This window comes from Zunongwangia atlantica 22II14-10F7 (assembly GCF_002094855.1).
Lineage (GTDB): Bacteria > Bacteroidota > Bacteroidia > Flavobacteriales > Flavobacteriaceae > Zunongwangia > Zunongwangia atlantica.
Window position 1 is genome coordinate 77058 of sequence record NZ_ARYN01000003.1, and the last position, 13272, is coordinate 90329.

10 protein-coding genes and 1 tRNA gene are annotated in these 13272 nt (G+C 35.9%); 1 reads left to right on the forward strand and 10 read right to left on the reverse strand.

All coding sequences use genetic code 11. The features are described from left to right. Positions 1-227 precede the first annotated feature (227 nt). The 6 genes from IIF7_RS04030 to IIF7_RS04055 form a co-directional block, all read right to left on the reverse strand. Positions 228-300, reverse strand: a tRNA-Met gene (locus IIF7_RS04030). A 344-nt stretch (positions 301-644) separates the two neighbouring features. Continuing rightward, positions 645-827 (reverse strand): CPXCG motif-containing cysteine-rich protein, encoded by a 183-nt coding sequence (locus IIF7_RS04035; protein WP_084840397.1) that lies wholly within the window; start codon positions 825-827, stop codon positions 645-647. Position 828: 1 nt separating this feature from the next. After that, positions 829-2175 (reverse strand): TolC family protein, encoded by a 1347-nt coding sequence (locus IIF7_RS04040; protein WP_084840555.1) that lies wholly within the window; start codon positions 2173-2175, stop codon positions 829-831. Beyond that, the gene (locus tag IIF7_RS04045; RefSeq protein ID WP_084840398.1) at positions 2165-5362 is read right to left on the reverse strand and encodes an efflux RND transporter permease subunit; all 3198 of its coding nucleotides are present in this window, start codon (positions 5360-5362) and stop codon (positions 2165-2167) included. The genes IIF7_RS04040 and IIF7_RS04045 overlap by 11 nt, the downstream gene beginning before the upstream one ends. Positions 5363-5364: 2 nt before the next feature. Then, the gene (locus tag IIF7_RS04050) at positions 5365-6501 is read right to left on the reverse strand and encodes an efflux RND transporter periplasmic adaptor subunit (RefSeq protein ID WP_084840399.1); all 1137 of its coding nucleotides are present in this window, start codon (positions 6499-6501) and stop codon (positions 5365-5367) included. 64 nt (positions 6502-6565) lie between these two features. Then, positions 6566-8482: an ABC-F family ATP-binding cassette domain-containing protein gene (locus IIF7_RS04055; protein WP_084840400.1), complete on the reverse strand. Its 1917-nt coding sequence runs from the start codon at positions 8480-8482 to the stop codon at positions 6566-6568. A 66-nt stretch (positions 8483-8548) separates the two neighbouring features. Between IIF7_RS04055 and IIF7_RS04060 the strand changes: the two genes are divergently transcribed. Further along, positions 8549-8950: a DUF983 domain-containing protein gene (locus IIF7_RS04060; RefSeq protein WP_084840401.1), complete on the forward strand. Its 402-nt coding sequence runs from the start codon at positions 8549-8551 to the stop codon at positions 8948-8950. On the opposite strand, the gene IIF7_RS04065 is transcribed toward IIF7_RS04060, so the two are convergent. The 4 genes from IIF7_RS04065 to porL all read right to left on the reverse strand — a co-directional run bounded on the left by IIF7_RS04065 (position 8947) and on the right by porL (position 13261). Beyond that, positions 8947-10002: an NAD(P)/FAD-dependent oxidoreductase gene (locus tag IIF7_RS04065; protein ID WP_084840402.1), complete on the reverse strand. Its 1056-nt coding sequence runs from the start codon at positions 10000-10002 to the stop codon at positions 8947-8949. The genes IIF7_RS04060 and IIF7_RS04065 overlap by 4 nt on opposite strands. Before the next feature lie 82 nt (positions 10003-10084). Continuing rightward, positions 10085-10978 carry a type IX secretion system ring subunit PorN/GldN gene (gene porN / locus IIF7_RS04070; RefSeq protein WP_084840403.1) on the reverse strand — a complete coding sequence of 298 codons (894 nt, stop codon included), beginning with the start codon at positions 10976-10978 and terminating at the stop codon, positions 10085-10087. A 15-nt stretch (positions 10979-10993) separates the two neighbouring features. Further along, entirely contained in the window at positions 10994-12553 is a 1560-nt protein-coding gene (gene porM, locus IIF7_RS04075) for a type IX secretion system motor protein PorM/GldM (protein WP_084840404.1), read from the reverse strand. Positions 12554-12598: 45 nt separating this feature from the next. Continuing rightward, entirely contained in the window at positions 12599-13261 is a 663-nt protein-coding gene (porL, locus tag IIF7_RS04080; protein ID WP_084840405.1) for a type IX secretion system motor protein PorL/GldL, read from the reverse strand. Positions 13262-13272: the final 11 nt, after the last annotated feature.

Genomic DNA, 13272 nt, shown 5'->3' on the forward strand with positions numbered 1-13272 from the left:
TTGTATTTTACTTAAACTTACTTAAGAAGGGAATAAACTTCATTCAAAAATATACGCCCTAAGTAGTTTCAGCAATCTAATACCGCAATCGCGAAATTCATTTTAATAGTTTATTATAGGATATGTATTGCATAAAAATCAACCAGAATTCTTACAATATCAAACTCAAAGTCTCTTATTAAAGGGTGTAAAATAAAAAAGCCAGCATTTCTGCTGGCTTTCTCTAGTAGCGGGAACTGGACTCGAACCAGTGACCTTCGGGTTATGAGCCCGACGAGCTACCTACTGCTCTATCCCGCGATATATATTGTAAAAATATCTTTATTTCAGTATGTCTTGATATCGCTTATTGCGTTATCGGGATGCAAATATACAACGCTTTTTCACTTCTCCAAAACTTTTTTCAGAAAAAAAAATTTAGCAATTCAGCTAAATAGTGATATTCGATATTTTAGAGTACTTTTCTATTCTTCATCTAAACAATACAAGAGTTTAAAAATCAATCAACTTCAACAATAAGGATTCGGTAAAAATCAATTTATAAACGGCTGAAAAAATTTTAGCCTAAACTTTACAATCTTAGCTTAAAACCCGAAAAAACTTTCCGAAGTAATAAAAATAATAGTCAAAATCAACCAATCTTACTATTGCTCTATACTATCTGCGACAAACTCCATTAGTTCGCCATCATGAAAAGCTACCGTAAATTCTATAGGATTGCAACAATTCTCGCAATCTTCAATATAGGTTTGGCGTTTTACAGAAGGGTCTAAAAGTACCGAGATTTCTTCCCAGCAATACGGACATTGAAAAAAGTGTTCAAACATATCAAAACTCAATATTCAGCAACTGCCCTGTTAATTGCAGCAATTGCAACTCGGCCAGTTTTGCATCGTATTTAGCTAAATTAAGACTCGTTTTTGCATCCAACAAATTAATTTGCGCCTGTCTAAATTCGATAGAAGAAATTTGCCCTAATCGATATTGCTCTTCAGATCTATTAAAATTATCTTGATTGGTAAGTACGTTTTCTTCCTGTACGCGATAGATATAAAGTTTATTCTCGTAATCTCCTAACGCATTGGCAATGTCTCGCTCTACTTCTAATTCTATCTGTTTTTTCTGAAGTTTTTGATTTTCTTTGGTGATTTTTGCATTCTGAATAGCAACACTGGTTTGCCCGCCATCAAATAAATCCCAAGATAAATTTAAGCCAGCTGAAAGCCCATCTGTTGTTGTGGTAGAACCAGGAAAAAAGGCTGTAGCAGCACTAATATTTCTATTCCACCCATAAGAACCGCTAAGTCCAACAGTTGGCAAGTACCCAGATTTACTCACTTTAATGTCATAATCGCTAATAATTATATTGCTTTGCGCCTGAAGTAAACTTACATTATTGTAAGACGATTGTTCTAAGAAAGATTCCATTTGTAACTGCGGAATAAAATCTACCAAAGTATCTACCTGAAATTGGCGATTATTGATATCCCTGTTTAAAATCACATTCAAATCTCGTTTTGTGTTTTGTAATTGCTGACGGGTTTCGATAATATTGATGCTATCTGTATTTACATCTACCCTTGCATTTAGAACCACAAGATTATTAGACTGCCCATATTCAAATTGATATTCGGCGCGCTTTACGCGTTCCTGTGAAATCTGAAGCGTCTCTTCTAAAACTTCCATATTTTCACTTAACCGGGCAACCTCATAATACACGGTTAAAAGCTGAAGTATTGTATTTTCTATAGTTTCCCTGGCTTCTAACTGAGATAGATTATACTGTTCTTTAAGGCTCTTGTAATTATAAAACCTACCCAAACCATCAAAAAGTGTGTAATCTAAATCAATCGATGCATTAAAAGATTCCCCCTCTATCCCACGCTGATCTACAACATCACCACCTTCTGGCTCGGTTACACGATCGTTAAGATTGTAATTATAACCACCATTTCCGCTAAGAGATGGTAAATAGCCCGAGTTTAAAATACCTTGATTATTTTCAGCAATCTCAACATTATTATTGGCCATTTTAATCCCGAAGTTACTCTCTAAAGCCCTTGCAATTACTTCGTCTTTAGTTAGTAAACTATCCTGTATACTTTCTTGCGCGTTCACTGAAAAACATAGCACCCCGAAGAAAAAGACCGTAAAATATATAATCTTAGTATTCATCTCTATTTTTTTCAGATTCATGTAATTCTTTTATAGTTCGCTCTACAGATTCTCGTTCAACTCTTTCTCCTGTAGCCAGCCATTTGCTTTCTACTTTTATACTATTGGTAATAGAAAGAAGCAAAGGCAATAAGAAAAGTGTTAATAATGTTGCTATCGCAATCCCGTAACTAATAGAAATTGCCATAGGCTTTAAGAATTGTGCCTGCCTGCTCTTTTCTAAAAGTAATGGCGCCATCCCGGCAATAGTAGTTAAAGAAGTTAAAAAGATAGCTCTAAAACGAGATTTCCCGGCTTCATAGATCGCATCTTTAAATTTTAAACCATCCCGCAGGTTCCCATTATATTTCCCTATAAGTACGAGCCCATCGTTTACCATAATACCAACCAGCGCAATAATTCCTAACGCTGAAAGCATATTGATAGGAAAATCATGAATCCAATGCCCCCAGGCAACACCAATTACACTAAACGGAATCATAATCATTAAAAGTAAAGGCTGACTATAACTTCTGAAGGTAAATGCGATAGTTGCATAAATAAGAAATAAAATAACTGGTAATACTGCACTTGCTGAACTTACCAATTTGCCGGCTTCACGATTTTGCCCTTCGTAAGAAACACTTAAACTAGGATATTTTGACAGTAAATCTGGCATTACATTTTCCTGAATATCTGCTAGAATATCTGTAGAACTTCCATTAGGATCTTCCATATCTGCGCTAACCCTAATTTCACGCATTCCATCAAGGTGACTTATAGATTCGGTTCCTCGAACAATCTCGTAATTTGCTATTTCATCAAACGGTACGCGATTTCCGGTAGGCGTCATAATACGCATATCATCTAAATCGTTAATTGACGATCTATTTTCAAGCTCATATCGCACCCAAACTCGTATTTCGTCCTGCCCACGCTGAAAACGCTGTGCCTGCGTCCCAAAGAATCCGTTTCTTACCTGTCGCATAACATCGGCAAGATCTAGCCCAAGTGCATAGGCATTGTCTTTTAGCCTAATATTAATTTCCTTAATCCCTTTTGGATCACTATCATTCACATCCTTTAGCAAAGGATTGTTTTCAAAAATCGCCTTTAGGTCTTCTTTGGCAGCTTCTAGTTCCTCTAAATTATTTCCTAATAAAGAAACAGAAACAGGATCTCCTCCAAAATTACCACCAGAACCAAAGGTTAAAGTTTCTACGCCATACACAGGACCAACTTCATCTCGTATAGCGTTGGTGATTTCTGGAGCTCCAAAATCACGCTCTTCGCCTGGTAATAGATTTACCTGAATAGATCCTTTGTTATTTCCTGGCCCTACTCTTTTTATCGTATTTTCTATTACTGAAAGATTTCCCGTTTGCCGCTCTGTGAAATCTTCGTTTACTCGCCAGGCTGCCTCTTCGATCATGGTAATAATAGAATCTGTTCTTTGCGGATTCACACCTTCAGGCATTAAAAGATCGATCGAAATTCGATCACTCGCTACACTAGGAAACAAGGTAATCCTAATAATATTTCCACCTATAGCGCCAAAAGTAAGTATCAATACTGCCAGTAAAATCCCTAGACTCAAGATTTGTTGTTTCAGGATAAAATCTAAAATAGGTGCATATAATTTATCCCGAAGAAAGATCATAACACGATCTCCTATTTTATTTACATTCCTCATTTTTTCGAAGAACTTACCAATAGCCGTTTTAGGTTTTGGCACATTTCGCTTTAATGCTTTAGAATGTGCAATATGTGCTGGTAAAATAATTAATGCTTCAATTAGCGAAACCACCAAAGTTAGCATTACAACAGTAGAAACTTCTCCAAAGAACTCCCCTATACGGCTATCTAGAAAAAGGAAACTTGCAAAGGCTAAAATTGTTGTTATGATTGCTGAAATAATTGGCGGCACCACTTCAATCGTTCCATCTAAGGCCGCTTTGATAGGGTTCTTCCCCATCTCGAAATGCTGATAAATATTTTCTGAAATCACGATACCATCGTCCACAAGAATCCCAATTACAATGATCATCCCAAAAAGAGAAAGTACGTTTATGGTTACCCCAAATTGTTCAGCAAAAATAAACATTCCCAAAAAGGCTACTGGCAAACCAAAAGCTACCCAAAAAGCCAATCGTGTATTTAAGAATAGGGATAAAAAGAAAAGCACCAAAACAATCCCCATCACCCCATTTTCTACTAAAAGCTGAGTTCTTTCCTGTAATCGAATAGAGGAATCAAAAATCACATCAAGCTGCACATTACTGCTTTTACGATTGTAATCTTCAATATATTCGTTTACCTGTGCTGCAGCGGCCAGTAAATCTTCAGAATTGGTATTACTAATCGTTACGTTTACACTTTGATTTCCGTTAAAAAACGATGCATTAGGTGTTTCAGAGAATTGATCTGAAACCCTGGCAATATCTGAAAGTCTTATAATCTCCCCACTAGTGGTAGATTTTAAAACCAAATCCTGTAAATCTTCAGCATAATAAGAACGATTGTTCGCTCTAATCAAATAATCCTCGCTACTGGTTTTTATAGTTCCTCCAGTAGTTAAAATATTAGCTCCTGCAACGGCCTGGGCTACATCCTCAAAAGTAAGATTGTACGCTAAAAGATCATTTTCTCTAACTGCAATTTCAATTTCTTCTTCTGGAAAACCATCGATTTCAATTTGCGAAATACCCTCCATCATTCGCAGATCATTCTCGATCTGCTCACTAATTCTTTTTAAGGTTACCAGCGGAATTTTCTCTCCACTAATGGCAAACCTAATGGTAGGACGTATAGATTCTTCTTTTGCAACGATTAAAGGTTCCATTCCAGTAGGAAAAGTGGGAACACGGTCTACCGCATTTTTCACCTCGGTAAGCATCACGTCGATATTCTCGTCTCGCTCGATCTCTACCGTAATCGAACCACCACTCTCCCGTGCTACAGAAGTTACACGTTCTATCCCGTCTAAACCTTTTAAATTATCTTCGATTTTAAGAATAATTCCTTCTTCGATCTCCTCGGGTGCAGATCCTGGATAAGTTACATCGATATTAATCATTCTGCTTTCCTCTAGCGGGAAAAACGAAGATTTAAGCGTTAAAGCTCCAATAGCTCCAAATAAAAGAAAGGCGATAATCACGATATTTACCGCTACTTCGTACTTTATAAAGTAACCAATAAGTTTTCTCAAAGCTATTCTGTTTTTGCGGTGTCTTCTACTTCTTCAGCATTTACCAATTGCCCGGCGTAAGCTCCCGGCACAGATGCTGCAAGCATTCTTGTACCGTCTTCTAAACCTTTTACAACAACCGTTTCTGTACTAAAATAAACTGGTTCTACTCGAACTAAATCCAAAACGCTATCTTTTACCACGTAAACTTTAGAACGTTCTACTAATAATTCCCTTGGGATTTCAAGGGCATTTGGTTCTTCCTTAGCATCGAGCATTGCTTCCAGATACATCCCTTCCTGAATATTTTGTCCTTCAACTCGAATAAATACCTGAATGGTTTGTGTTTCAAGATTTACTTTTCCGTTAATTCGGCTTACGGTACCGGTGTATTGCTGCGTTCTATCTAAATTCTGAAGTTTTACTTCTTTACCAATAGCTAATAAATCACTAAACTTTTTGGCTATAGAAACCTGCAGCTCATAAACTGATGGATCTATAAATTCACCCAATTTTTGTCCAGACCTAATAAGCGTTCCTTCTTTTACTAAAGCTTCGGTAAGAATTCCATCGAAAGGCGCTACGTGCGTATATTTTCTTAAACGCTCTTCCAGGTTTTTAATATTGTAATATGCAGATACAATTCCGCGGCCACTTATAAAATACTTTTCTTTATCGGTTTCAATTTCAGGGAGTTCAGGAACCGATTTTGTAATATCGAAATTGTTTAAATAATCCTGCCATTTTTCAAAAACTTCAGGATAATCCAAACGCAAATCTGGCATAATCGCTGTAATACTATTATACAAATCACTTTTAGCAGATTGTACGCTGGCGGCATATTCCGCAGAATCGATATTCAATAAAATCTGACCTCTTTTATATTCCTGCCCGGGCAAGAAATTATGACTACTACTTCTAAATATCCCCTGAACCTCTGAGTAAAGTTCGAGTTTTCTTAGAGCAGAAACATTTCCATTAGCAGGAATACTAATAGGAACAGTGTCGTTTTTTACTGTTTTTACAAATACGTTTTTTACAACTTTTTGAATTTCGGGATCTTTTTTGACGTTGCTATCGATGATCCACTTTGCTGCAAATACGGCCCCAACGATGAGAAGGAGTCCAAGACCTGAAAGAATTATTTTGCGTTTATCCATAATTATTTAATTGGACTCTTAAAACTCGTTAAAGTTTAATTGAATATCTTAATTTTTTAAGAAACTAGCTTATTTCTTCTATTTCTAGCTGCAAATCCTCCCATTCCTTCATCAAAGATTTAAGATATTTCTTCTTATCATTATAGCTATCTAAAAAGCCTGCCTGAGCAATGGTTTTTTCGTAGTTAGTTGCTAAATCATGATCTTTTTTCTTAAGCTCTTTTTCGATTTTGGTGATTTTCGACTCTATTTTGCTAAGCTTATTATTTAGCGTTTTTAACTTCTTTTGATCTTCGTAAGATTGCTTTTCTGAAGTTTCTTTTTTCACCGCTGTTTTAGGAGCTTTATCTCTTTTCTCTACAGCACGCATATCTTCAAGTTTACGCTGCTCTAAATAATAATCGATATCTCCTAAATACTCTTTTATTTGTTTATTTCTGAATTCGTAAACCGTACTGGTTAAGCCCTGAAGAAAATCCCTGTCGTGAGAAACAATGATTAAGGTTCCTTCAAAATTCTTACAGGCTTCTTTTAAAACATTTTTAGATTTAATATCCAGGTGGTTGGTAGGCTCATCCATCACCAGCACATTAAAAGGCTGTAGCAACATTTTACAAAGTGCAAGCCTGTTACGTTCCCCTCCAGATAATACTTTTACTTTTTTATCTACATCGTCCCCGCGGAATAAGAACGACCCCAACATATCTCTAACTTTAGCTCGATTACTCTCGTTTGCAGCATCGACCATAGTATCGTAAATACTTTTTTCTCCGTCTAAATAATCGGCCTGATTTTGTGCAAAATAACCCAGTTGAACGTTATGCCCTAATTTTAGATTACCTGAATGAGAAATTTCATCGATAATAATTTTAGCCAGTGTGGTTTTCCCCTGTCCGTTTTGTCCAACAAAGGCAATTTTACTACCACGCTCAATAAGCAAATTAATATCGTCTAAAACCTGGTGTTCCCCATATGCCTTACCAACATGCTCGGCTTCTACAACAACTTTCCCAGGCTGTACAGAAACCGGAAAACTAATATTCATCACCGCATTATCATCTTCATCTACTTCAATACGATTAACTTTATCCAGTTTTTTAATTAAAGATTGCGCCATAGAAGCTTTAGATGCTTTTGCTCTAAACTTTTCGATAAGCTTCTCTGTCTGTTCAATCTCTTTTTGCTGATTTTTCTGAGCGGCTAATTGTTGTTCCCTAAGTTCACTTCGTAGCTCCAGATATTTAGAATATGGCTTTTTATAATCGTAAATTCGGCCTAAGGAAATTTCTATCGTTCGGTTGGTTACATTATCCAAGAACATTTTATCGTGAGAAACCAGGATCACACAACCGGGATAAGAATTAAGGAAACTTTCTAACCAAATGATACTTTCAATATCCAAGTGGTTGGTAGGCTCATCGAGTAATAGAATATCGTTATTCTGAAGTAAAAGCTTTGCCAGTTCTATTCGCATTCTCCATCCTCCAGAAAATGTATCGGTTAGTTTTTCAAAGTCTTCTCGTTTAAAACCAAGACCAAGCAAAACCTTCTCTGTATCTCCTTCATAATTATAACCACCAATAATTTCGTATTGATGGGTAACATCGGTAAGTTCCTGAATTAATTCAGTATAAGAATCACTTTCGTAATCTGTACGGGTAGCTAATTGATGATTAATTTCATTCATTTTAGCTTCCAGACGTTTAATTTCTTCAAAAGCCTGATAAGCTTCATCTAAAACAGTAAGACCTTGTACAAAATCGATATCCTGCTTAAGAAAACCAATTCTTAGATCTTTATCCTTGGCAATCTGTCCGCTATCATATTCCTGATCTCCAGAAATAATTTTTAGCATTGTAGATTTTCCAGCTCCATTTTTACCAATAAGACCTATACGGTCACCGGCACCTAAACGAAAACTAATTTCCTGAAATAAATATTCTCCTTGAAAAGAGACTGAAAGATTATGTATGTTGAGCATTATTGTAACTAAAGTATCTTATGATTCGTGCAAAGATGACTAAATTTGTAATGCAAAAAAAATATTATGAAATTCTTGAAAGGCACTAAGTTGTATAGCATATTCACCGGCACCTGTCCTGTATGCCAGGAAGAAAGCATGTACAAAGAGAAAAACCCTTTTAAACTAAGCAAGGTGTACGAAATGCACGAGCATTGTTCACATTGCGGGACTAAGTACAAAATAGAGCCTTCTTTCTTTTATGGAGCTATGTATGTTAGTTATGCGGTTGGAGTTGCGTTTTCTGTTGCTGCCTTTATCATTGCACATTATTTTTTGGGCGGCGGACTATTAACTTCCTTCTTCGCGATCGTTGGGACATTAATTGTTTTTATGCCTATAATTATGCGACTTTCGAGAAATATATGGATCAATTTTTTCCTAAATTACGATAAGGACGCTGTTAAAAAGACGAAACGAAAAGTTTAGGATTTATAAAATTTCTTCTGAAAACGTCGAATATCGACTTCTGGCGGTAAAGGAATTTCATCTTCTATAAAATTAAGCAGCTTTTCTGAAATCAAAGGTGCAATTAAAACACCACGGCTTCCAAAACCATTACAGATAAACAATCGTTGATGCTCTGGATGATTTCCTGCCAACGGACGACGATCTGATGTCGCTGGGCGTATCCCGGCAACCTGATCTACAATTTCGTATTTACAGTTTATAACTTTATCGAGATCCGCCTGCAATTTTTCTTTTGCAGCTAAAGTTGGCTGCTGAGTTTTATCCTGATGATTATATGTAGCCCCAACTTTATATAAATCCTTTCCTAACGGGAGGATAAAAATCGATGATTTTACGGCCTGTTTTAACTGAAGTTCTTCCGATTTTATCACAAGATACTCTCCTTTATTCCCTCGCAATGGCAAATAATTGAAGTAAGGATTATTTACCACACCATAACCCTCACAAAAAACAATATGTCTAGCTTCCAACCCATCATAAGAAACTGAATCCTTATTAATTTTCAGTTTAGAATAATCGAAGCGTTTATTTTTTAATATTTGACGTTTTTCAAGGTATTTTTTATAGGATTCAACAAGAAGTTCGGTATCCAATGCTCCGGTTTTTTCTACTTTCCCAAAAGAAAAATCTCCAGGAATAGAATCATTCACCTGCCGTATAAGTTGTGTATTTAAAAAGGGAGAAAGCCTAAAATTATCGGCAGCTTCAAACCAGTTATTCTGTTCTTCAACCGAATGAAATCTACGATAAATATTAAATGGGCGTATTAGCTTCTCATTAAGCTTTTCTTCAAGTTTTTGATAAAAAGGAATAGAATAATTTATCTGTTTATCGGCTTCCCAGGCAAGTGTAAAACGCTTTAAAATAACAGGATTATAAATCCCGCCAGCAACTTTTGTTGATGTTTGAGAATCATCTTCAAAAACAACAAAACTGCGTTTTCGCCCCTCTAATTGGTTAGATAATGCAATACCACTAAGCCCTAAACCAACAACTATATAATCTAGCATACTCTCCTATTAATACTACAAATTAAGAATAAAAAAAGCGCCTCTAAAAGGCGCTTTTCAATTATTTTTTGAGAATTATAAATTAATAATTCCACATATCCTGTTCGAAGTTTCGAATCTGCTCTTTAATACGTTCAGATTCCAATAATTGCATAAAACTATTATCTACAATATAATCATTAATCTGGCGATCTCCCTGCACGTTATCCTCTTTAAAGATTACAGCATTAAATCTTCTGGCGTTTAGCAATTGATCAAAAGAAATAGTTGTATTGTTACCAATATAAGCTTTTGCATCATAAAGCACTTCTCTGGCATCTGGGTACCAAACCCAGAAAAGATCTACTAATTCATTCCCAAGTTCAGAATCATCCATAAAGTTAACATCTGGAGCCCTTGGTGCAATACCTAAAATACGATATTTAAGTTCTGCCTGTCTTTTATCAAAATACCAGATTCCACGAATTTTATACTCCTGGATATCTGCAGCTCCAAGATCTCTACGATCTATAAATTGCGCGTCTACTTCTTGTCCGGCATTATATTGCTCGATACCGGCATTTGTGGTATCTACTTTAGAAATTGTTGCCTGAATATCCTTAAGAGTTCTTTTTTCAGTAAAGTAAGAATCGGCATAAATATTTTCGATTTTACCGTCTTTTATCCCACGAATTAAAACATGATATAAAGACCTTCTGTTTGCAGAAATATTTAAAGTATCTACAGGATAATATAAAGGAAAATTCACTCTTTCATCCAAATCAATAATTTCCCATGTTCCTTTAGACCAAAGTACATCACGATCATCTACATAACCATATTCTAAGGGACCACCATCAACATCCTCTGCAATTTCAGCATTAGCTGATTTCCCAATATCCTCTGGCTTCTTCGCATTCAAAATATTAGCTGTTTGTGCAAGACTGGAAAAACCAACTAGCAAAAACAAACTATATATTATATATTTCCCTTTCATAATAATCTACTTTTCTTAATTCGTAAGTTCTATAAAAACCGGAGCTATCTTCTTAAGCTTATAACCACTATTAGTAGTTAGAGTAGCATCGATATCAAAAATCTGAACCGTTTCTCCTCTACCAGCTCTACGTAGTGCCGCTTTAGCAGCATTATCTAATCTATTTCCTCGAACTGTTACCGTTGGTTGTCCAGAAACTTTAAAACTGAAACCATTAACTCTTAAACCAATATCGAAATCAAAATCCAATAACTCTGCACCAACTTCAGAAACCTCTAAACTATTTCGTTGCATTTTCACTGATCCTGTTTCCTTTCTAATCGATCCAACCGGACTTGGAATATCTTTAATTCTGAATGTTGAACTAGATGGGTAACTTTTCCCATCAATAGTTCCTGTTACATTAATCTTAACTTCTCTTTGCTGAAGTGTAGTCACATCCATCACGTAACTACTTCCTGAAGTTCTTGATAAACCAGGTGCATTTGCCTGAACATTATTATCTGGAACACCAGCCATAGAAATGGTTAGCGGGTTTTTTACTCCACGATATAACACATTCATTTTATCAGCTGAAATTGTTGCTGAATTTGGCTTTGGAATTACAGCAAACTTTTGATTTACAGCAACCTCTATAGGCTCTTCTCCACCTTCATTAAATATTAATTGTCCAGTAATTGTATGATCTCCTGCATTTCCTGCCGGAACATTTAAAATAACTTTACCCCCTTGAAGTGAATAATCACTTTCAGAAAGTGTTCTACCGTCTAATTTTAATTCAATCTTGTTAGGCTTTGTTGTTTCATCACTTCTACCTAGAACAATAGCTCCATCAAAAGTTTCTCCTTGATAATAAGCAGATTTCTCAGTTTCTAGGATCGTAGTATAATTACTCATAGAAACTTCCTCTTGCAATTGTCCTGCTAACATTGCAGATAGGACATCATTCTCGGTTGTTTTAACGTCAGATTGCAATTGAGTTAGCTGAGTAATTGAAGCGATTAAAGGAAAACCTTCAAAGTTATACGTTAACCAAGGCTTTTTAGTTCCTTCGCTATCCTCTACTTCATCAGTATTAAATTTACGTGCTATTTCATTATTTAAGGTACTAAAATCTTCTCCTAAAGTGCTAATGATTCCTTCACGATAAGTGTTTATCTTTTCTACAAACTCCTCACCTTCTGGACTAATCTTACCTCCTTTAAAGAATTTCTCGTCTAAAACATCTGGTTTGTCCATCGCCTGATAATCCTGCGGATCGTCCAATTCACCAGTCAAATCAGTTTTTACTCCTGCGATATAAGTATCTAGTTCCTGAGAAAGTTGATTTATAGTTTCAGCTTTTTGAGCTAATTGCGCATATTTTTCAGCCTGCTCACCAGCTTTTGTTTGTAAGCCTTGCATTGCAGCAACATTTCTTTGCTCGGTAGTGGCGTTAGATTCCTCTAACTTTTCATTCATTGAACCAAAGGCTACCAAAACCTCTTTTGACATATTAAGCGCCATCATAGCGATGAACACTAAATACATCAGGTTGATCATTTTCTGCCTTGGGCTTTGTTTTCCTGATGCCATTTATTTTATCTTCTAATTAGTTTATTAATATATAAAGTCTAAAAATTAAGCTCTTCTTTGCCCGTGCATAGCAGTTAACATACCACCATAAACACCGTTTAAAGAAGCTAGGTTTTCGGTTAAAGAATCCATTTCAGCTTTTAGTCTGGTAGCGTTTTCAGCTACAGCTTTATTAACTTCGGCTTGTTTAGAAGCAGATTCTACCTGAACTTTATATATACTATTTAGAGTTTCCATTTGAGTTGCAGCAGTTGTTAACTCCTGGCTATATTTTTTCTGTGATGCCATTGCATCTACGGTTGGGGCAATACCTTTTGCAGCACCTTCAAAATTTCTAATGCTATCACCAAGACTACTCATTAAAGCTGCATCTACTTTTGCGTCACGCAACATATCGTCTAGTTTTTTAGAAAGCATTCCCTGAGCGTCTTTAGTTTCTTCTATTACAACTTCCTTTTTTCTTGGAGATGTTATAGCTGCACTTCCCTGCGCTAACTCTGGATAAACAAGAGACCAATCATAACCTTCGTCTACTGGTTCGAAAGCTGAAACTGTAAATACTAAAGCTTCTGTTATAAGACCTGCGATTAACATTTCGTTACCAAATGGCCAGTGCATAATTTTAAAAAGCGCTCCAAGGATAACTACAGCCGCACCAAGACCGTATACCATATTCATAACTTTTGCTCTAGATTTTGATTGTGCCATAATAAATAATG